This window comes from Kitasatospora xanthocidica (genome assembly GCF_014656195.1).
Lineage (GTDB): Bacteria > Actinomycetota > Actinomycetes > Streptomycetales > Streptomycetaceae > Kitasatospora > Kitasatospora xanthocidica.
This window is the reverse complement of sequence record NZ_BNBY01000030.1, coordinates 1-19,855: the sequence shown is the minus strand read 5'-3', so window position 1 is coordinate 19,855 and position 19,855 is coordinate 1. Positions and strand designations below refer to the sequence as shown.

The 19,855-nt window shown below is 74.6% G+C and carries 16 protein-coding genes; 7 read left to right on the top strand and 9 right to left on the bottom strand.

The window, feature by feature from the left end; translation table 11 throughout:
- Window positions 1-34: 34 nt before the first annotated feature.
- A complete protein-coding gene (locus tag IE332_RS33665; protein ID WP_189923996.1) occupies window positions 35-790 on the bottom strand; it encodes an acyltransferase in 756 nt (251 codons plus the stop codon).
- Window positions 791-1,037: 247 nt separating this feature from the next.
- Between IE332_RS33665 and IE332_RS33660 the strand changes: the two genes are divergently transcribed.
- Window positions 1,038-1,802, top strand: a complete 765-nt coding sequence (locus tag IE332_RS33660; RefSeq protein ID WP_189923995.1) for a maleylpyruvate isomerase family mycothiol-dependent enzyme — start codon at window positions 1,038-1,040, stop codon at window positions 1,800-1,802.
- Window positions 1,803-1,885: 83 nt separating this feature from the next.
- On the opposite strand, the gene IE332_RS33655 is transcribed toward IE332_RS33660, so the two are convergent.
- Complete coding sequence (locus IE332_RS33655) at window positions 1,886-2,659, bottom strand: enoyl-CoA hydratase family protein (protein WP_189923994.1); 774 nt, start codon at window positions 2,657-2,659, stop codon at window positions 1,886-1,888.
- Between the two features lie 267 nt (window positions 2,660-2,926).
- On the opposite strand from IE332_RS33655, the gene IE332_RS33650 reads away from it, so the two are divergent.
- Window positions 2,927-3,763, top strand: coding sequence for an ATP-grasp domain-containing protein (locus IE332_RS33650; RefSeq protein ID WP_189923993.1), 837 nt, complete (start codon window positions 2,927-2,929; stop codon window positions 3,761-3,763).
- Between the two features lie 63 nt (window positions 3,764-3,826).
- Window positions 3,827-4,231 carry a RidA family protein gene (locus IE332_RS33645; RefSeq protein WP_189923992.1) on the top strand — a complete coding sequence of 135 codons (405 nt, stop codon included), beginning with the start codon at window positions 3,827-3,829 and terminating at the stop codon, window positions 4,229-4,231.
- Between the two features lie 7 nt (window positions 4,232-4,238).
- Here IE332_RS33645 and IE332_RS33640 read toward each other — a convergent pair whose 3' ends face one another.
- A complete protein-coding gene (locus IE332_RS33640; protein ID WP_189923991.1) occupies window positions 4,239-5,690 on the bottom strand; it encodes an MFS transporter in 1,452 nt (483 codons plus the stop codon).
- 153 nt (window positions 5,691-5,843) lie between these two features.
- Here IE332_RS33640 and IE332_RS33635 point away from each other — a divergent pair, with 153 nt between their 5' ends.
- Together IE332_RS33635 and IE332_RS33630 are read left to right on the top strand one after the other, a co-directional pair.
- Complete coding sequence (locus tag IE332_RS33635) at window positions 5,844-6,830, top strand: ArsR/SmtB family transcription factor (RefSeq protein ID WP_229929117.1); 987 nt, start codon at window positions 5,844-5,846, stop codon at window positions 6,828-6,830.
- A 215-nt stretch (window positions 6,831-7,045) separates the two neighbouring features.
- Complete coding sequence (locus IE332_RS33630; protein ID WP_229929116.1) at window positions 7,046-9,334, top strand: glycosyl hydrolase family 18 protein; 2,289 nt, start codon at window positions 7,046-7,048, stop codon at window positions 9,332-9,334.
- An 88-nt stretch (window positions 9,335-9,422) separates the two neighbouring features.
- Here IE332_RS33630 and IE332_RS33625 read toward each other — a convergent pair whose 3' ends face one another.
- Window positions 9,423-10,685 carry a geranylgeranyl reductase family protein gene (locus IE332_RS33625; protein ID WP_373313912.1) on the bottom strand — a complete coding sequence of 421 codons (1,263 nt, stop codon included), beginning with the start codon at window positions 10,683-10,685 and terminating at the stop codon, window positions 9,423-9,425.
- Window positions 10,686-10,950: 265 nt separating this feature from the next.
- Here IE332_RS33625 and IE332_RS33620 point away from each other — a divergent pair, with 265 nt between their 5' ends.
- Window positions 10,951-12,315: a dipeptidase gene (locus tag IE332_RS33620; protein WP_189923988.1), complete on the top strand. Its 1,365-nt coding sequence runs from the start codon at window positions 10,951-10,953 to the stop codon at window positions 12,313-12,315.
- On the opposite strand, the gene IE332_RS33615 is transcribed toward IE332_RS33620, so the two are convergent.
- Window positions 12,291-13,184: a DUF4184 family protein gene (locus tag IE332_RS33615; RefSeq protein ID WP_189923987.1), complete on the bottom strand. Its 894-nt coding sequence runs from the start codon at window positions 13,182-13,184 to the stop codon at window positions 12,291-12,293. The two genes, IE332_RS33620 and IE332_RS33615, sit on opposite strands and share 25 nt — an antisense overlap.
- Before the next feature lie 132 nt (window positions 13,185-13,316).
- Window positions 13,317-14,384, bottom strand: a complete 1,068-nt coding sequence (locus IE332_RS33610; protein ID WP_189923986.1) for an NUDIX hydrolase — start codon at window positions 14,382-14,384, stop codon at window positions 13,317-13,319.
- A gap of 401 nt (window positions 14,385-14,785) precedes the next feature.
- Between IE332_RS33610 and IE332_RS33605 the strand changes: the two genes are divergently transcribed.
- A complete protein-coding gene (locus tag IE332_RS33605; protein WP_189923985.1) occupies window positions 14,786-15,700 on the top strand; it encodes a PfkB family carbohydrate kinase in 915 nt (304 codons plus the stop codon).
- Between the two features lie 139 nt (window positions 15,701-15,839).
- Here the strand turns inward: IE332_RS33605 and IE332_RS33600 are convergent, their stop codons facing one another.
- The 3 genes from IE332_RS33600 to IE332_RS33590 all read right to left on the bottom strand — a co-directional run bounded on the left by IE332_RS33600 (window position 15,840) and on the right by IE332_RS33590 (window position 19,746).
- Complete coding sequence (locus IE332_RS33600) at window positions 15,840-16,712, bottom strand: C40 family peptidase (protein ID WP_189923984.1); 873 nt, start codon at window positions 16,710-16,712, stop codon at window positions 15,840-15,842.
- 287 nt (window positions 16,713-16,999) lie between these two features.
- On the bottom strand, window positions 17,000-18,421 hold the full coding sequence (locus IE332_RS33595; RefSeq protein ID WP_189924095.1) for an acyl-CoA synthetase: 1,422 nt from the start codon (window positions 18,419-18,421) through the stop codon (window positions 17,000-17,002).
- A 362-nt stretch (window positions 18,422-18,783) separates the two neighbouring features.
- Window positions 18,784-19,746: an electron transfer flavoprotein subunit alpha/FixB family protein gene (locus IE332_RS33590; RefSeq protein WP_189923982.1), complete on the bottom strand. Its 963-nt coding sequence runs from the start codon at window positions 19,744-19,746 to the stop codon at window positions 18,784-18,786.
- Window positions 19,747-19,855 lie beyond the last annotated feature (109 nt).

Below are 19,855 nucleotides of genomic sequence, written 5' to 3'. Positions count from 1 at the left end.
TCCGGGGTTCCGGCAGGAGTAGCGGCGCGGGCCGTCAGCCCTGCTCCCCCGGCAGCCGCAGGTCCCAGCCGACCAGGGCCCGCAACTGCTCCGCCGTCACGCCGTCCGGCACCGGCTGGGGCGCGTCGTGGCGCAGCGGCGGCTGCCAGCCGTCCTCCGCGGTCCAGCGGCGGACGACCTTGGCCGGCGCCCCGGCGACCACGCTGTGGTCCGGCACGTCGCCGCGCACCACCGCGCCCGCCGCGACCACCACGTTGCGGCCGATCCGCGCCCCCGGCAGGATCACCGCGCCGGTGCCGATCCAGCTGCCGGCGCCGACCTCCACCGGCTCGTTGCGCGGCCACTGCTTGCCGATCGGCAGGTCGGTGGCCCGGTACTCGTGCGCCTGGTCGGAGATGTAGACGCCGGGCCCGGTCCACACGTCGTCGCCGAGCACGATCGACTGGTGGCCGACGATGTGGCTGTCGCGGCCGATCACGCAGCCGCCGCCGATCCGCACGATCGGCTCCGGCCCGAGGTCGAGGCCGGGCAGGAAGCCCGCGCTGATGGTGACCCGCTCGCCGATGATCGAGAACGGCCCGATCGTGATCCACTGCTCGTTGAACACCGCCCCGAGCGGAAAGGCGAGGGTCGTCCCGTCCCCCAGCTCGCCGAACCGGTACGGGCCCGGGCTCCGGTTGGTGACCGCACCGGTCCGCTGCATCCAGCGCCAGCCCCGGTGGACGAGGCGCCCGGCGGCACGGCGGCCACCCGCCCGGACGGCGGAGACGAGGGAACGGGTTATCGGCATGCGCTCACGTTACCGGTCCGTAGCCCACGCCCGGCCGCCGGGCGGCCAACATCACACCGACCCCGTCGGCCCCACCGGCCCCACCCGCGAAGGCCCCGCCGAGGACCCCGCCAGGGACCCGCCGACGGCCCCGACGGCGGTCCCGACACCGCTCCGACGACGGCCTCGACCACAGGCTCGACGGCGGCCCCGAAGGAATGTCCGAAACCCGCGACCGGTGACACCCCCCGGTGGAAGACTCCGTGCCATGGAGATCACCGAGCACATCGACGCGCTGCGCCACGAGGGCACCCTGCTCGCCGACGCCGCCGCCCGTACCGACCTGTCCGCCCCCGTCCCCACCTGCCCGGACTGGCAGCTGCGCGATCTGCTGCGGCACACCGGCCACGTCCACCGCTGGGCCGCCGCCTTCCCCGCCCGGGGCCTGCGGGCGCCGCTGGACGAGGCCGACGAGGAGGCCGTCGTCGGGCCGATGCCCTCGGACGCCGCGCTGGTCGACTGGTTCCGGGAGGGCCACGCCGCCCTGGTGCGCACGCTCGCCGAGGCCTCGGCCGACGTCGAGTGCTGGACCTTCCTGCCCGCGCCCAGCCCGCTGGCGTTCTGGGCCCGGCGCCAGGCGCACGAGACCGCCGTCCACCGCCACGACGCCGACTCGGCCGCCGGCGAGCCCGGACCGGTCGTCGACACCGCGCTCGCCCTGGACGGCATCGACGAGCTGCTGCGCGGCTTCATGACCCGCGGCCGGGCCACGCTGCACAGCGACCGGCCGCGCACCCTCCGGGTCCGGGCCAACGACGGCCCCGGCTCCTGGCACCTGGCGATCACCCAGGAACCGCTGACCGTCACCACCGGCGAGAGCCCCGAACCGGCCGATCTGACCCTCACCGGCCCCGCCGACGAGCTCTACCTGCTGCTGTGGAACCGGCTGTCGGCCGACCGGGCCCGGAAGGTCGAACCGACCGGTGACCTGGACCTGCTCGACCTCTGGCGCGCCACGGCGATGGTCCGCTGATCCTCACGTACGAGCGGTCCTGACCGTCAACCGGTCCGGGCCCCAACCTCAAGGGTCAATAGAGCCGGGGAGCGGCCCCGCGGTCAGCGCACCCAGCGCGCGGGCCGCTTCTCCAGGAACGACCGCATGCCCTCCTGCGCCTCCTCCGAGCCGAACAGCCGCGCTGACAGTCCCACCAGCTCGTCGGCGTCCCGCTCGAAGGAGCGCACCACGTCCGCGTTGGCCAGCCGCTTCGACTCCGCCAGCCCCTGCGGGGAGCCCTGGCGCAGCGCGTCCAGCAGGCCCTTCAGCACGACGCCGGTGTCCTCGGCGGACCCGGTGGCACTGGTGATCAGGCCGATCCGGGCGGCCTCGGCGGCGTCGAAGACCTCGCCGGTGAGGTAGTAGCGGGAGGCGGCGCGGGGCTCCAGCTTGGGGCGCAGCGGCAGCGAGATGACGGCGGGCGCGAGGCCGAGCCGGACCTCGGTGAAGGCGAAGGTCGAGGCCGGTCCGGCGACCGCGAGGTCCGCCGCGCCGACCAGGCCGAGGCCGCCCGCGCGGACGTGCCCGTCGATGACGGCGATCACCGGCTTCGCGCAGTCGACGATCGCCCGCTGCAGCTCGACCAGGCCGCGCGGGCCGACCGTCGGGTCCGCGCCGGTCGCCTCGGAGAGGTCGGCGCCCGCGCAGAACACCTTGCCGGTGTGCCCGAGCACGACGACGCGGACCTCCGGGTCGGCCGCGGCGGCCGCCAGTCCGGCGTGCAGCTCGGCCATCAGGCGGGTGGAGAGCGCGTTGCGGTTGTGCGGCGAGTCGAGGGTGAGCGTGGTGACGGCGTCGGCGGTGCTGACGCGGACGAGGGGCTCGGCGCTGGTCATCGGTGGGCCTGCCTTCCGGCTGAGGGTGGGTCGGACTGCGGGCGCGGTCCGGGGTCCCCGGAGCGCGCCCGGACGACTCTGGCACGCCCACCCGCCCCTCGGCCAGAGCCAACCCGGCCCGCTCACCGATCCGCCGACCGAACCGACACCCGGACCGACCGAACCACCTGCCGCACCACCGACCGGACCACCGACGGATCCGAGGCAGCGGGCGCCCGGACCGTAATCCACTGGTCACGGCCACCCGCCCAGGGCAGCATCATCGCCATGACCACCGACACCCCGGCCCTGCTCCTCGCCCCGCGCATCAACGAGACGGGCCTGCAGCTTCGTACCGCCGCCGGACGGCGCGGTCTGCGGGCGTTCGTGGCGACGTCCTGGCAGGCCCCGCGCGAGCTGCTCGGCGCGGCGGTGCACGTGTACGGCGGGCCGCTGTTCGGCGACGCCGTCGGCCGGGAGCTCGGCCTCGGCCTGCTGGAGCCGGCGGCCGACTGGCTGACCCGGCTGCCGCTCGCCCTGACCGGACGCCGGGTCGCCTTCACCACCCTGGCCGAGGCGCGCCGGCTGCGGCGCCCGGCCTTCGTCAAGCCGCCGGTGGACAAGCTGTTCGCCGCCCGGGTCTACCCCGACGGCGGCGCGCTGCCGGGGCCCGGGCTGCTGGACGACGACACCCCGGTGCTGGTGAGCGACGTGGTGCGGTTCGCCACGGAGTACCGGCTGTTCGTGCTGGACGGCGCGGTGCGGGCCGGCTCTCGCTACGCGGTGGACGGCGACCTGTCCGTCGCCCCGCTCGGGACCATCAGTGCGCCCGGAGGCACCCAGGTGCCCGACGGCGAGTGCGCCGAGGTGCTCGCGTTCACCCGCGACGTCCTGGCCGCCGCCACGTCCGACGCGCCGCTGCCGAGCGCCTCCGTGGTGGACGTCGGCCGTACCGAGGACGGCCGTTGGGCCGTGGTGGAGGCCAACGCGGCCTGGGCCAGCGGCGGTTACGCGGCCGACCCGGACGCCGTCCTCGACGTGGTGCTGCGCTCGGGCGGGCCGGCCGCCCAACTCCCCGCCACCGACCGTCCGTTCCTGCGCGAGCTGCCCGAGGTGGTGCGCTGAGCGGGTCGGCCGTACGGGGCCGGGTCTTGCGGTGCCGGCGGATCATGGCCGAGGATCCGCGCCATGACCACCTCTCACCTCACCCACATCACCGAGCCGCCCGGCGTCGCGCCCGGCACCGGCTACACCCAGGTCGTCACCGGCACCGGCCGGCTGGTCCAGGTGTCCGGTCAGGTCGCCTTCGACGAGCAGCGGAACCTGGTCGGCGTGGACGACCCGAAGGCTCAGGCGCGGCAGGTGTTCGAGAACCTGCGCCGGTGCCTGGCCGCCGCCGGGGCCGGCTTCGAGCACGTCGTGAAGTTCACCTTCTTCATGACCGACATCGCCTACCTCCCGGCCGTCCGGGAGGCCCGCGACGAGTACCTGGGCTCCCTGCCGCTGCCGGCCGCCTCCGCGATGCAGGTGGTGGCGCTGTTCCGGCCGGAGGTGCTGATCGAGATCGAGGCCCTGGCGGTGGTCCCCGAGTAGCCGGGGTTCACGCCGCCCCGAGGCTCGCGTCCCGTCGCCCGGCCCACCGGACGACGGGGCGCATCCCCAGGCCCGCTGCCGCCAGCAGCGCGCCCAGGACGACCCAGCCGGCCGTGCCGTACCCGATCACCGCGGTGCTGACCAGCGCCGGGCCGGCCATCAGCGCCGCCGCCGTGCCCGCGTTGAACACGCCCTGGTAGGCGCCGTGGTCACGCTCGCCCGCGAGGTCGTAGCTGAGCGACCAGCCGCCCGCCTGGGCGGTGACCTCGCCGAGCGACTGCAGCATGACGCCGCCGAGCACCACCGCGGCCGCGAGGACCGAGGGCAGACCGGGTGCCACCGAGATCACCAGGCAGGAGGCGGCGAGCACCAGACCGGCACGTCCGCAGGCCCGGGCTGCCCCCGCGCGCTCCTCGGTGCCCCGGGTGGCCCGCATCTGCAGGGTGATCACCAGCAGGGTGTTGACGACCAGGGTGCCCGCGACGGTGATCCGCGGCGCCTCGGTCTCCTGCACGATCCAGAGCGGCACGCCGACCTCGAGGACGGCGAACTGGAGGCACAGCACGGCGTTCAGCACCGTCACGGCCAGGAACGGACCGTCCCGCAGCGCCGGGTTCCGCCGCCGTCCCTGCTTGACGCCCTTGCCCGCGGGGTCCGACGGGTCGGCCACGCCGGTCTTCGCCGTCGGTCCGCCCGCGGCCGAGGACCGGACCGAAGTCGAGGACCGGACCGCGGTCGAGGGGCGCGGCGGGACGGAGAGGCGGTGGAACAGCACGGCGACGGCCGCGAAGGAGACGGCGTCGGCCAGGATCGCCGTCAGGTAGACCGGCCTGGTGTCCAGTTGGAGCGCGATCGCGCCCAGCGCCGTACCCAGGCAGATCCCGATGTTGGTGACCACCCGCAGGTGGGCCCGGCCCGCCACCCGCCGGTCGGCGGGCAGCACCTCGGCGTAGAGCGCGTTGCGGACGGCGGCGGAGCCCCGGTCCACGGCGGAGACCAGGCAGGCCAGCGCGACGAACGCCGGGTAGCTGTGCACCAGCACGTACCCGGCCGTGGCAACCGCCTGCACCGACACCAGCACCACCAGGACCCGCCGGGCGCCCCAGCGGTCCGCGGCCCGGCCGGCCGGCACGCTCGCGATGACCCCGCACAGTCCGGCGGCGGTCAGCCCGAGGCCCAGCTGGGCGGCGCTCAGGCCGAGGACCCGGGTGAAGAACAGCACCGCGACGGAGAGGGACAGGCCGTTGCCCACCGTGTTGACCAGGGTGATCCCGGCCAGCCGGCGGACCGTCGGGTCGGGGTGGAGCCGGCGCCGCAGGGCGGCGGCGGCGCCGGTACCGGACGGGTCGACGGGCGCCGCCGGGCCCTCGGGAACAGCCGGGCCCTCGGGCGCCGCCGGACCCTCGGAGGCAGTCCGGCTCTCGGGCGCAGCCGGCTTCTCGGATCCGCTTTCGGGCATGGCAGGGGAAGGTGCGGAGGACTCCGCCGTCGAGGTGGTCATACGAAGATCCCACCGCCCGGCGGAGCGGTGCGGGTATTCCTTTAGGCTCTGGCTAAATCCTGAGCCCAAAGGACTCCCCTCCTCCGGCCGGATCCCAGCAGAAGGACGCCCGTGCACCGGTACACGCTCCGCCTGGCCGACCTCGCCAGCACCTGGTTCGCCGTCTCCCCGATCCACGAGGCCGTGCTCAGCCTGCGGATGTGGACCCACCCCGGCGTCTACCACCTGCAGAGCGGGGCCTTCGAGCGGCTCCGGCCCGCCTTCGAGCGGCTGGACTCCCGCCTGCTGCTCTCCCTCGTCGCCCAGAACCGCTGGGTCCCCGACTTCCTGACCCCCCGACCGGTCTCCCCCTCCCCCGAGTTCCGCTCCGAGCTCGCCGCCGTCCGCGCACTGCCGCCGGAGCAACTGCGCCCCGAACTGGAGCTGACCTTCCTCCCGCACGGCCAGCCGCTGCCCGCCACGCTGCAGGCAGGTCTCGCCGATCCGGAACAGCTGCTGGCGCGGATCGCCGACGCACTGGAGGAGTACTGGGAGGCGTGCCTCGCGCCCACCTGGTGGCCGCAGGCCCGCGCCACCCTGGAGGCCGACCTGGTCTACCGCGCCCGGCTGCTCGCCCACCACGGCGCGGCGGCCCTGTTCGCCGACCTGGACCACCGGCTCCGCTGGGAGAACGGCGCGCTGTCGATCAACCGGCACTGGACGGGCGGGGACGTCGAGACGGCGGTGGACGGGCGCGGCCTGGTGCTGTGTCCGACCTTCTTCGTCCGCGGCGCGATCACGATGATCAGCAACGAGCGCGCACCGCAGATCAGTTACCCGGCACGCGGGCAGGCGGGGATGGCCGGCCGGGGCGCCCCGGTGCCGGCGCGGGCGGTGGAGGCCCTGGTCGGCGCGCCGAAGGCCCGGCTGCTGGCGCTGCTGGCGGAGCCCGCCTCCACCACCGACCTCGCCTACCGGCTGGGCGTCACCCCGGGCGCGGTCAGCCAGCACCTGTCCGTCCTCGCCGCCACCGGCCTGGTCACCCGGGCCCGGCACGGCCGCTCGGTGCTGTACCTGCGCAGCCCGCTCGGGGACGAGCTGACGGGCGCGAACGGATAGCGGGCGGGCCGACCGAACACCCGACCCGCCCAACTCTCCAGTGGTACAGACCTGTTGACGCATTGGTCCAGTCCTCCTACAGTGCCCATGCCCCCGCCCCCCACGGCGCGGGCACCGGTCGTGCACGGATCAACCCCGGTTCTACGTCCCCCTGTTCCACCCCCACAGCCACAGGGAGAACCATGTCCGCTCGATCCCGGGCCGGACGCCCACGCATGCGCAGCAGACTGCTCGCACTGCTCAGCGTCCTGCTCCTCCCTCTCGCCGCGCTCACCGCGCTGGCCACCCCGGCGAACGCCGCCGGGAAGCTCACCGCCGCCTTCACCACCGCCGACAACGGCTCCTGGTGGCAAGGCACCTACATCGTCCACAACGACACCGCGGCCGCAGTCTCCGGCTGGACCCTGGAGTTCGACCTCCCGGCCGGCGTCACCATCGGAAACAGCTACAACGGCACCGCCACCATCAGCGGCCGGCACGTCAGCGTGGTCGCCGCGTTCTACAACTCCACCGTCAACGCCCATGGCACCACCGAGCCGTACAGCTTCTGGTTCGTCGGCAGCGGCCCGGCCGCCACCCCGCTCAACTGCCGGATCAACGGCGACAAGTGCGACGGCACCCCCGACGTCCCGCCGTCCGCGCCGGGCGCCCCGACGGTCACCGAGTCCACCGCGCACACCCTCGCCCTGAGCTGGCCGGCCGCCACCGGCGGCGACTTCCCGGTCACCTCCTACGACGTCCTGGACGGCGGCAACGGCGGCAGCGGCGGCACCGTCCTCGCGTCCGGCCCGGCCACCAGCGCCCTGGTCACCGGCCTCACCCCGGCCACCTCGTACACCCTGACCGTCCGGGCCAGGGACAGCCGTGGCAACACCGGTCCGCTCAGCGCGCCCGTCACCGCCGCCACCTTCGACCCGGCCACGGACACCGTCCCGCCCACCGCGCCGGCCAACCTCCGTACCACCGCGGTCGGTTCGACGGACGTCTCGCTCGCCTGGAACGCCGCGACCGACAACGTCCGGGTCGCCGCGTACGACGTCTACCAGGGCGGTGCCCTGGTGACGACGGTCACCGGCAAGGCCCTGGCCGCGACCGTCGGCAGCCTCTCGCCGTCCACCGCCTACACGTTCACCGTGAAGGCCCGCGACGCCGCCGACAACGCCTCGCCCGCCTCGGCGCCGCTCACCGTGACCACCTCGGACCTGGTCGGCGCCGGGAAGTACGCCCGGGTCGGGTACTTCGTCCAGTGGGGCATCTACGGCCGCCAGTACTTCGTCAAGAACCTGGAGACCTCGGGCAGCGCCGCCAAGCTCGACATCGTCAACTACGCCTTCGAGAACATCGATCCGGTCAACCTGACCTGCCTCGCGGGCGTCACCAAGGGCACCACCGCCAACCCGCAGGACCCGGACCAGGGCACCGGAGCCGGTGACGCCGACGCCGACTACGCCCGCCCGATGAGCGCCGACCAGTCGGTGGACGGCGTGGCCGACGACGGCTGGGGCAAACTCCGCGGCAACCTCAACCAGTTGAAGAAGCTCAAGGCCAAGCACCCGAACCTGAAGGTGGTCGTCTCACTCGGCGGCTGGACGTACTCCAAGTACTTCTCCGACGTCGCCGCCACCGACGCCTCCCGCCGGAAGTTCGTCAAGTCCTGCGTGGACACCTGGATCAAGGGCAACCTGCCGGTCTACAACGGCGCCGGCGGCGACGGCGTGGCCGCCGGGATCTTCGACGGCATCGACCTCGACTGGGAGTGGCCCGGCTCCGCCGACGGTCACGCCGGCAACCACTGGAGCGCCGGCGACAAGGACAACCTGACCCTGCTGCTGACCGAATTCCGCAAGCAGCTCGACGCGTTGGGCGGCTCGCACAAGCTGCTCACCGCCTTCACCCCGGCCGATCCGGCGAAGGTCGCCGCCGGCTGGGACGTGGGCAGGATCTTCGGCTCGCTGGACATCGCCAACGTCCAGGGCTACGACTTCCACGGTTCGGGCAGCGACAACTCCTGGGAACCGAACCGCACCGGCCACGCCGGCAACCTGTACCAGGACCCGAACGACCCGTACGGCTTCCACTTCAGCGTGGACGCGGCCGTCCAGGCCTACCTCGGCGCCGGGGTCAACCCGCGCAAGCTGACCATCGGCTTCCCGTTCTACGGGCGCGGCTGGCAGGGCGTGGCGGACGGCGGCGCGAAGGGCGTCTGGCAGTCCGCGACCGGTGCCGCGCCGGGCCAGTTCGCCGAGGAGGCCGGCACCCGCGGGTACCAGAACCTGATCACCGGCGTCCCCGGCCTCACCGTCTACCACGACCCCAAGTCCGTTGCGACGTACGGCTACACGGGGGCCGGCGGGCAGTGGTGGACCTTCGACGACGCCTGGTCGATCGCCCAGAAGACGGCCTACCTCAAGTCGAAGAACCTGCTCGGCGGCATGATCTGGGAGATGTCCGGCGACACCCCGTCCGGCACGCTCATGTCCGCGCTCGACACCGGCCTCAAGTAGCCGCTCCCGCCGTCTGGTTGCGGAAGCGCGCGGGGCCGGCGGCCCTCCCGAACCGGAGGGTCACCGGCCCCGCGCGGGTACGACCGCCCTACCGCGCCGCCATCGACGTCAGCTTCCGCGCCGCCCGGTTCTGCCGCAGCACCTGGGAGAAGGTGGTGTGCCCCTGGGTGTTCCGCGCGAAGGCCCGCCAGGCGGCCGGCACCAGGCAGACCGCGGCGTGGAACAGGTACGGCCGCCGCTCGAAGGCGTTCAGCAGCTGCTTGCCCGCGCGCATCTCCACGCCCAGCCCGGCCTTCACCGCGAACGCGTAGTTCAGCGCCTCGCGTCGCACCGCCGCCGCGTTGCCCGCCTCGGCGACCTGCACCGCCCACTCACCGGCCAGCCGGCCCGAGCGCAGCGCGTACGAGATGCCCTCGCGGGTCCACGGCTCCAGCAGTCCGGCCGCGTCGCCGGCGACCAGCACCCGGCCGCGGGAGAGCGGCGAGTCCTCGGCCCGGCAGCGGGTCAGGTGTCCGGACTCGACGCTGGGGGTGAAGCCGGACAGGCCCAGCCGCCGGATGTAGTCGGCGAGGTACTGCTTGGTCCGCTCGCCGTCGCCGCGCGCCGAGATGACGCCGACGGTCAGGCTGCTGGTCTCGGTCTTCGGGAACACCCAGCCGTAACTGCCGGGCAGCGGGCCCCAGTCGAGGTGGATCCGGCCGGCCCAGTCGGCCGCGACCTGCGGCGGCACCGGGATCTCCGCCTCCAGCCCGAGGTCGATCTGGTCGAAGGTGACGCCGACGTGCCGGGCGATCCGGCTCGCGCTGCCGTCCGCGCCGACCACCGCGCGGGCCTCGAAGGTGCGCCCGTCGGCGGCCGTCACCAGCGCGGTCCGGTGCTCGCCGCCGCGCTGCTCGACGCCGGTGACGGTCACTCCGGTGACCAGCACCGCCCCGGCCGCCTTGGCCGCCTGCACCAGGCGCAGGTCGAACTCGTCCCGGTTGACCAGGCCGAACAGCATCCGCTGAGAACGCCTCGTACGGGTGTACCGCCCGTCGTACGCGAAGGTGACGGCGTGCACCCGGTCCTGCAGCGGCAGCCGGAAGTCCGGCGGCAGGCTGTCCCGGGACGGGCCGATGATGCCGCCGCCGCAGGTCTTGTAGCGGGGGTGCTCGGCCTTGTCGAGCAGCAGCACCCGGCGGCCCTGGACGGCGGCGGCGTGAGCGGCCGAGGAGCCGGCCGGTCCGGCGCCGACCACCACGACGTCCCAGACGCCGTCCGGCGGCGAGGCCGCGTCGTCGAGCGGCGAGGCCGTCCCGTCGAGCGGGCTGTCGAGCGGGCTGCGGGAATCGGAGCTTCCGGAGTCATTCACGTCGAGCAATCCTATGCGTCCGCCCGCCCCACCGGACGCCGCACCACCCGACGCCGCGCGCCCTGAACATCCGGCGCCCACCCGAACACCGCGCGCCTGCCCCCGGCGCCACCCGGCCCGACCCCGGCCCCCGGCCCGCCCGGCCGGCTCGGAGCGCCCGGCCCTCGGAGCTCCCGGTTCCGCTCCCGCCTATGATCGGCGGTACCCCAACCGACTCCGTCCGCCCGCGGCACCCCACGGGCGGCCCCACCCCCTCGGAGCCCCGATGTCACAGCCCCTGGCCGACGCCGTCCGGTCCCTGATGGACCGTGCCCGCACCGACCTCGCCGAGCTGGTCGCCTTCCCGTCGGTCGCCGACCCGCGCCAGTTCCCGGTCGAGGAGTGCGAGAAGGCCGCGCGCTGGGTCGCCGACGCGTTCGCCGCCGAGGGCCTGACCAACGTCCAGCTGCTCGACACCCCGGACGGCACCCAGTCCGTCTACGCCGAGCTGCCCGGCCCGGCGGGCGCGCCGACCGTCCTGCTCTACTCGCACTACGACGTCCAGCCCCCGCTCGACGAGGCCGGCTGGTCCAGCCCCGCCTTCGAGCTGACCGAGCGTGACGGCCGCTGGTACGGGCGCGGCGCCGCGGACTGCAAGGGCAACATCCTGATGCACCTGACCGCCCTGCGGGCGCTGCGCCAGGTGTACGGGGACGCCTACCCGGTCGGCCTGAAGATCATCGTGGAGGGCTCGGAGGAGCAGGGCACCGGCGGCCTGGAGCGGTACGCCGAGGCGCACCCCGAGCTGCTCACCGCCGACGCGATCATCATCGGCGACACCGGCAACTTCGCCCCCGGCCTGCCCACGGTGACCGCCTCGCTGCGCGGCATGACGGTGGTCGAGGCCTCGGTCACCACCCTGGCCGGGAACCTGCACTCCGGCGCGTTCGGCGGCGCCGCCCCGGACGCGCTGCAGTCCCTGGTCCGGATGCTGGCCTCGCTGCACGACGAGAACGGCGACGTCACGGTCGCCAGGCTGAGCGCCGACCAGACCTGGGAGGGCGTGCAGTACCCGGAGGAGCAGTTCCGCGCCGACGCGAAGGTGCTCGACGGCGTCGCGCTGACCGGCACCGGCACCATCGCCGACCGCCTCTGGGCCCGCCCGTCGGTGACCGTCCTCGGCATCGACGCCCCGCCGGTGATCGGCGCCACCTCCTCCGTCCAGGCCGCCGCCAAGGCGCTGATCAGCCTGCGCGTCCCGCCGGGCATGGACTCCGCCGCCGCCCAGGACGCGCTGATCGCCCACCTGGAGGCGCGGGTCCCGCTCGGTGCCAAGCTCACCGTCGAGCGCCAGGGCTGCGGTTCCGCGTTCCGCGCCGACACCACCGGCCCCGCGTACGAGGCGATGGGCGCGGCCATGGCGGAGGCCTTCGGCACCGAGATGGTCGCGTCCGGCGAGGGCGGGTCGATCCCGCTCTGCAACACGCTGCGCTCGCTCTACCCGCAGGCCGAGATCGTGCTGATCGGTGTCGAGGAGCCGACCACCCAGATCCACGCGGTCAACGAGAGCGTCGACCCGCGGGAGCTGGAGCTGATGGCCCTCTCCGAGGCGCTGTTCCTCCGCCGCTACGCCGAGCTGCGCTCCGTCTGACGGACGCCGGCCTGACCGGCCCCGGGCCGGGGGCCACCGCTCCCGGCCCCCGGTCCCGGCCGTCCGCCGCGCCACCGGCGGGCGGCCGCCACCACGGCCGCGTACCCGACGGCGCCCACCGCGAGCCCGGCCCCGGCGCCGAAGCACACCTCCGGCACCAGGTTCCGCTTCAGCGGACTGAGCCGGTGCAGCACCCCGGCGGCCGTCGCCGCGCCCAGCACCACGACGGCCGCCCGCCGCGTCCGGGGGGCGAGCCGGACGGCCGGCCGCACCGGCTCGACCGCCCCCACCGCGCGCGACGCCCAACCGCCCATCGCCGCCAGTGCGAGGGCCGAACTGCCGTACTGCAGCGCCTCGTACAGCGGGACTCCGGCCACCGAGCGGTCCAGCACGGGCAGCAGCCGGACACCGAGCCGACCTCCGTGCGTGAACGCGTCCCAGCCGACGTGGGTGGCCGCGCCGATCGCCGCCGAGGCCGCGAACCACGCCACACCCTCGGCCGTACCCGCGCCCGCGCCGACGCCCGTACCCGTACTCGCGCCCGTACCGCCCCCGGCCCGCCGGACCGTCAGCGCCTCGGCGCCGCCCGCCCACCGCTCGGGCAGCAGCGCCACCAGCGGCCCCCGCAGCATTCCGTGCCAGCCGGCCACCAGCGCGCCGGCGAGCGCCACGTCCAGCGTCGGCACCGCCCACCAGCGGTGCGTCAGCCCGCCGTGGCCGTACACCCCCGGCAGCAGGGACTCGGCGAAGAACGGCAGGTCGGGCGCCATCGACCCGGCGACCAGCGCCGACGCCACCAGGGGCCCGCGCTCCCCGGCACGGCGCAGCAGCGGGAGGACGGCGGCGGGGTGGCTCAGCGTGAACGGCATGACCCCATCCTCCCGTACCGCCGCCCGCCACCCCTGTGAGCTCGTCCGGCCCCGGCCGAGCCCGATCCAACCGAGCCGCGCTGAGCCGACCGAGGCCGAACCGGGCTGAGCCAGGCCACCCCGCCGGAACAGCTACGCCGCGTCCGCCGTGCTCGCCAGCCCGACGGCCACCCGGCACCCCGCCTCCAGGTACCGCAGCTCCCCGATCCGCCGGGCCTCCAACGCGGCCGCGAGCCGCCGGTACCGGCTCGGGGGCAGCAGATCGGCGGCCTCGTCCAGGGTGACGAAGCGCCAGCTGCGCAACTCCTCGGGCTGCAGCAGGACGTTCTGGCGGCCGGCCGCGTCCAGCAGGCCGCCGTCGTACATCAGCCGCAGACCGCCGCGGCGCGGGCCGGTGCGCGGCTCCCAGTCGACGGCGAGCAGGCGCAGCCCGGCCGGGTCGAGGCGCAGGCCCAGCTCCTCGGCGGTCTCGCGCAGCGCGGCGTCGGTGGGGGCCTCGCCGCGCTCGACCACGCCGCCGGGGAAGTCCCAGTCGGGTTTGTAGACGGGGTCGACGAGCAGGACGCGGTCCTGCTCGTCGAAGAACAGGACGGCGGAGGCGACGGTGTCCCCGGTCGGGTCGGGGCTCTGGACGATCGGGCAGCGGGCCGCGCCGACCCGGACCAGCTCGGCGATCCGCAGGGCGGTCTCCCGGGGCGTGAGGTCGCTGGTGTCGATCATGCGGGCGTCCCCGACCAGCCAGCGGCGGGCTGCGCGGTAGCGGGGCAGGTGCTCGAAGCACCAGGTACGGACCCGTTCGCTGGCCTCCGGATCGCCCGGGCACTCCTCGCGGTGGGTTATGCGCTCACGCAGGATCGTTTCTTCGGGGTCCAGCACGAAGTGGTGCACCGTGACCCCGTGTGAGGCGAGGTCACCGAAGATCTCGTCCCGGTAGTCCTCTCTGAGCAGCGTCATCGGGACCACCAGCGGGCCCTCGACCTCGTTGAGCAGCGCGGCGGCCGTCTCCGGGACGAGCCGGCGCCAGGCCGCCAGGTCCTGGAAGTCTGACACCGCCGCCAGCCGGTCGGCCGGGAGCATCCGGCGCAGACCGAAGCCCACCTGCTCGGGATCGAAGAGCACGCTCCCGGGCAGCAGTTCCACCAGCTCGCGGCAGGCACTCGTCTTGCCCGCCCCGAATGTGCCATTGACCCAGACGATCACAACGTCCCCTGCCCCTCGACTTCCCCCGATGCCGTTCACACCGGGCAGCGCCCCCGTCGGCTGAACCAGCGCCACCCGTGGTGGTACCCGCGCCGAGCGGCTCCCCATGCCTCCCCGACGCACCCGCCCGCGCGTCCCGGTCTGCCCCGTGACAGCGGCATGTGCCCAGGCCAGGCGCCCGCGTACAGAAATATGCAGACCGGTCTACATCAAAATTGCACCCCTCCACCATTGCCCCCGCACAGGATGTCGGGTGGGCCGACTTCCCGCGCACGCCCACCCGCGCGCCGCTCACGCCCCCGCACTGACACCCGGTCCACGCTCTCACTGACACGCATTCCACGGCCCGCCGGTTGCCCACCCGCTTGCGCCGCCCGGACCCCGGCGCGTACAGAGGGACGATGAAGCTGCTGCCCGTCGGCCGGGTCGTCGTCATCGGATCGGTCACCACCGACCGGATCCTCCGGTGTCCCGCGCTCCCGTCCCCCGGCGGGACCGTCCTCGCCGACGCCGCCGCCCAGGGGTTCGGCGGCAAGGGCGCCAACCAGGCGGTGGCGGCGGGCCAGATGGGCGCGGCCACCCACCTGGTCGCCAAGATCGGGCGCGACGCCGAGGGCGAGGCGGCGCTCGCGGACCTGCGCGGCGCGGAGGTCGAGACGGGCGCCGTGCACACGCACCCCGACGCGCCCACCGGTCAGACGATCGTCCTGGTCGACCCGGCCGGCGAGAACATCGTCGTCGTCGTCCCCGGCGCCAACGCGTATCTGACCCCCGAGGAGGTCACCGCCGCCCTCGCCCGACTCCACCTGCTCCCCGTCGACGTGGTCCTCACCAGCAACGAGGTCCCCGCCGAGTGCATCCGGGCGACCGCCGCCGCCCTGCCCGCCCAGGGACCGTCCGGCGGCACCCGCTGGCTGCACGACACCGCCCCCGCCGGAGCCCTGCCCGGCCCCGGACCGACCGGGCGCCGCCCGCTGGTCGTCGCCAACGCCGCCGAGGCCCATCGGCTCACCGGGGTCGCCGACGTCACCGCGGCCGCCCTGGCCCTCGCGGACCGGGCCGAGGGCGTGGTGATCACCCTCGGCGGCGAGGGCGCGCTGGTCGCCGCCGACGGCCGGTCGCACCGCCTCCCCGCGCCCGCCGTCCGGGTGGTCGACACCGCCGGAGCGGGCGACGTCTTCCGCGGCGCCCTCGCCGCCGAACTCGCGCGCGGCGCCGAGCTCCCCGCCGCGGCCGCCACCGCCGTCGCCGCCGGGGCCTTCGCCGTCACCGCCCCCGGCGCCCGCGGCGCGCTCCCCCGCCCGACGGACCTCTGACCGGCCGTCGCTCGAACAGCCCGAAAAGCCCGAACAGCACGCACGGCACGCACAGCATGCACGGCACGCACAGCACGCGTCGGGGGCGCCGACCCGACCGGACGCCCCCGACGTGCGGATCCACGGACCCGCGGACGCGCTACGGCCGCCCCATGTACGCCGGGTAGTAGCCGCTGCTGATCCCCGAGATCCGGATGTCGGTCCCGGGCCGCGCGGCCTCGACGTACTGGTTGTTGCCGAGGTAGATCGCCACGTGCTGGATGCCCCGCGCGGTCCCGTCCGGCGACCAGAAGAGCAGGTCACCGCGGCGCAGCTGGCTCGCCGTGATCGGCGTGGTGGCGGCGTACTGGTCGTTGGCGACCCGCGGCAGGCTGATGCCGCCGCGCTTGAACGACTGCTGCACCAGGCCCGAGCAGTCGTACCCGTCCGGCCCGTTGCCCGCCGTCATGAACGGCTTGCCCAGCTGGGCCAGCGCGTACTGCACGGCGGTCTCGACGTCCGGGTCCACGGCGACCGAGCCGCCGGAGGAGGACGAGCCGGAGGAGGACGAGGACGAGGAACCGCCCCCGGTCCGCGCCAGGTAGATGTCGTAGTGGGTGGTCCAGCGCCACTCGCCCTTGCTGTTGCGGAACCAGTAGCGCGAGCCGTCCCAGCCCTGCTTGATCCCGCCGCTCGACGTGGTGGTCGAGGAGGACTTGGTCGAGGAGCCGCCCCCGGTCCGCGCCACGTACACGCTGTAGTGCGAGGTCCAGCGCCACTGCCCCTGGCTGTTCTTGAACCAGTACCGCGAGCCGTCCCACCCGGCGTGCGCCGGCGCGGTCTCGGCGACCGCGGGGCTCACGCCGGTGCCGAGGCCGAGCACGCCCGCTCCGGTCGCGATCACGGCCACCATGCCTATCCCCCGACGGATCCGGGCGGCCCGGGACGGACGGGAGGAGCGGGCGGTGGCAGCGGTCTGCTGCGCGGTCGGTTCGTCGGCGGCATCCGGCGCGCCGGTGTTGACGGTGGTCATCCTGCTGACTTCCTTCACTGCTGCGACGTTGCGGATCGCGGCGGATCGGTGTCGACCGCTGCGAACTGCCGCCGGACGGCGGCCGCGGAACTGCTTCGAACCCGCCGTACGTCCGGAAGGACCGGTTCGCACGGCTCGGCAGATCAGTCCTGCCTGCGTGTCACGTTAGGCACGCGTCCGCTCACGGCGCGCAGTGGAGTGCGCCAATGGATGGGTCACGGGCGGTGAGCACCGACGGCGCATCAGGGTGAACACCCGTCACCGGGAGGGCGTCCGACGCCCCCTCATCACCGGCCGCCGGCCTCCGCCAGCAGCTGCTTCTTCAGCACCTTCCCCAGTGCGTTCCTTGGCAGTTCGGGTACCAGCACGACCCGGCGCGGCCGCTTGTGCACCGAGAGCCGCTCCGCCACAAAGGCCGTCAGCTGGTCCCCCGTCACGGCACCGTCCGGGATGACGTACGCGACGATCGCCTGGCCGAGGTCCTCGTCCGGCACGCCGACCACCGCCGCGTCGGCGACCGACGGGTGATCGCGCAGCGCGGCCTCCACCTCGCCCGCGCCGATCCGGTAGCCGCCGCTCTTGATCAGGTCCACCGAGGCCCGGCCGACGATCCGGTGGAAGCCGTCCGCCCCGATCACCGCGACGTCACCGGTCCGGAACCAGCCGTCCGCCGTCCACGCCTCGGCGTCGGCGTCCGGCCGGTTGAGGTAGCCGCTGAACAGCGTCGGACCGGAAACCTGCAGCTCACCGACGGTCTCCCCGTCGTACGCCACCGGCGCGCCGTCCTCGCCGACCAGCCGGGTGCGCACCCCCTCCAGCGGCAGGCCGACGCTGCCGGGCCGCCGCTCGCCGTCCGCCCGGGTGCTGACGGTGATCAGCGACTCGGTCATCCCGTACCGCTCGATCGGGGCGTGCCCGGTGAGCGCGGCCAGCTTCTCGAACACCGGTACGGGCAGCGGCGCGCTGCCGGAGACCAGCAGCCGGGCCGGGGCCAGCCGGGCGGCCGCCTCCGGGTCCGCCGCCAGCCGGGACCAGACGGTGGGCACACCGAAGTACAGACTGCCGCCGGCCTCCGCGTACCCCGCCGGGGTGGGGCGCCCGGTGTGCACCAGCCGGCTGCCGGTGCGCAGGGCGCCGAGCACGCCGAGCAGCAGCCCGTGCACGTGGAACAGCGGCAGACCGTGGGCGAGGGTGTCCTCGGCGGTCCACTGCCAGGCCGCGGCCAGGGCGTCCAGGTCGGCGGCGATCGCCGCGCGCCGGATCACCGCGCCCTTCGGCGCGCCGGTGGTGCCCGAGGTATAGAGCACGAAGCCGGTCGACTCCGCGGCCGGCTCGGCGTGGGTGGTGGCGGAGCGCTGCTGGGGGTCGACCGGCAGGCCCTCCACCCGGCCTCCCTCCGGCAACGCCTCCCCGACGGCGTGCGCGAGCAGGGCCGCGCCCGAGTCCCGCAGGATGTGCTCGCGCTCCTTGGGCCCCGAGTCCGGCGGCAGCGGCACCACCGGGACACCGGCCAGCAGACCGCCGACCACGGCGATGACGGTCTCGACGGTGGGCCGGGCGAGCACCGCCAGCGCGGGGGCCCCGGCCACCCGGTCCGCGACGGCGGTCGCCGCGCCGAGCAGCTCCTCCCGGGAGAGCGCCCGGCCGTCGACCCGCAGCGCGTCCGCCGCGTCGCCGAAACCGCCCTGAAGTGCCGTCAGCAGTGCCATGCCACCGTCCTCGTCCTCGTCCCACGCCATCGCGTCACGCCCCTCGCGTCACACGTTCAGGTCATGCGCCCGGCTCATGAGCTCGGCTCATGTGCCCGGGTCGTGCCCCGCGCGTCACCCGTCCGGGTCATGAGCTCGACTCATGGGCGCGCCATGAGTCCGCCTCATGTCCCCGGGCATGAGCTTGTCTCATACCCCTCGCCATGAGTCCGCCTCATGCCCGTACGTCACCCACTCGCGCCGACTCTACGGGCCGCCTCTCCACGCACCGCGCACCGCCCGCCACCACCGCCCGCCGGGCACGACGGAGGGCGTGGCACCGAGCACCCGGCGCCACGCCCTCCGAAACCCTTCCCGCGGGATCAGCCCTTGCGGGCCGTCACCTCGGCGGTGAGCTGCGGCAGCACCTGGAAGAGGTCGCCGACCACTCCGTAGTCGACCAGCTCGAAGATCGGGGCCTCGGGGTCCTTGTTGACGGCCACGATGGTCTTCGAGGTCTGCATGCCGGCCCGGTGCTGGATGGCGCCCGAGATGCCCGCCGCGATGTACAGCTGCGGGGAGACCTGCTTGCCGGTCTGGCCGACCTGGTTGCTGTGCGGGTACCAGCCGGCGTCGACGGCGGCACGGGAGGCGCCGACGGCCGCGCCGAGCGCGTCCGCGAGCTCCTCGACCACGCCGAAGCCCTCGGCGGCACCGACACCACGGCCGCCGGAGACCACGATCGCGGCCTCGGTCAGCTCCGGGCGGCCGGTGGACACCCGCGGGGTGCGCGCGGTGACCTTGGCGGCGTTGCCGGTGAACTCCACCGACACGGACTCCACCGCGCCGGCGGCCGGAGCGGCCTCCGGGGCGACGGCGTTCGGCTTGACGGTGATGACCGGCGCGCCCTTGGTGACCGTGGACTTCACCTGGAACGAGGCGGCGAACACCGACTGGGTGGCGACCGGACCGCCGTCGCCGACCTCCAGGTCGACGGCGTCGGTGATGATGCCGGAGCCGATCCGCAGCGCGACGCGGGCGGCGACCTCCTTGCCCTCGCCGGAGGAGGTCACCAGGACGGCGGCCACGTCGTTGGCCTTGGCGATCTGGGCCAGGGCGTCCACCTTGGGGACGACCAGCTGGTCGGCGAACTCGGCGCCGTCGGCGACGTACACCTTCGCGGCGCCGAACTCGGCGGCCTTGGCGGCGATGTCGCCGGCCGCGGCACCGGCGCCCAGGACGACGGCGGACGGCTCGCCGATACGGCGGGCCAGGGTCAGCAGCTCCAGGGCCGGCTTGCGGACCACACCGTCGGCGTGGTCCACCAGAACCAGGATCTCAGCCATGATTCGTTGCTCCTGATCGATCGTTGGATGCGCGAACGGGTGGGGTTAGATGAACTTCTGGTCGGCGAGGAAGCCCGCGAGCGCCTTGCCGCCCTCGCCCTCGTCCTTG

Bases quoted from the DNA above. Each gene is read 5' to 3' on its own strand.
- IE332_RS33665 (WP_189923996.1), bottom strand. From the start codon at position 790: ATGCCGATAACCCGTTCCCTCGTCTCCGCCGTCCGGGCGGGTGGCCGC.
- IE332_RS33590 (WP_189923982.1), bottom strand. From the start codon at position 19,746: ATGGCTGAGATCCTGGTTCTGGTGGACCACGCCGACGGTGTGGTCCGC.
- IE332_RS33595 (WP_189924095.1), bottom strand. From the start codon at position 18,421: ATGGCACTGCTGACGGCACTTCAGGGCGGTTTCGGCGACGCGGCGGAC.
- IE332_RS33645 (WP_189923992.1), top strand. From the start codon at position 3,827: ATGACCACCTCTCACCTCACCCACATCACCGAGCCGCCCGGCGTCGCG.
- IE332_RS33640 (WP_189923991.1), bottom strand. From the start codon at position 5,690: ATGCCCGAAAGCGGATCCGAGAAGCCGGCTGCGCCCGAGAGCCGGACT.
- IE332_RS33605 (WP_189923985.1), top strand. From the start codon at position 14,786: ATGAAGCTGCTGCCCGTCGGCCGGGTCGTCGTCATCGGATCGGTCACC.
- IE332_RS33660 (WP_189923995.1), top strand. From the start codon at position 1,038: ATGGAGATCACCGAGCACATCGACGCGCTGCGCCACGAGGGCACCCTG.
- IE332_RS33630 (WP_229929116.1), top strand. From the start codon at position 7,046: ATGCGCAGCAGACTGCTCGCACTGCTCAGCGTCCTGCTCCTCCCTCTC.
- IE332_RS33620 (WP_189923988.1), top strand. From the start codon at position 10,951: ATGTCACAGCCCCTGGCCGACGCCGTCCGGTCCCTGATGGACCGTGCC.
- IE332_RS33615 (WP_189923987.1), bottom strand. From the start codon at position 13,184: ATGCCGTTCACGCTGAGCCACCCCGCCGCCGTCCTCCCGCTGCTGCGC.
- IE332_RS33600 (WP_189923984.1), bottom strand. From the start codon at position 16,712: ATGACCACCGTCAACACCGGCGCGCCGGATGCCGCCGACGAACCGACC.
- IE332_RS33650 (WP_189923993.1), top strand. From the start codon at position 2,927: ATGACCACCGACACCCCGGCCCTGCTCCTCGCCCCGCGCATCAACGAG.
- IE332_RS33655 (WP_189923994.1), bottom strand. From the start codon at position 2,659: ATGACCAGCGCCGAGCCCCTCGTCCGCGTCAGCACCGCCGACGCCGTC.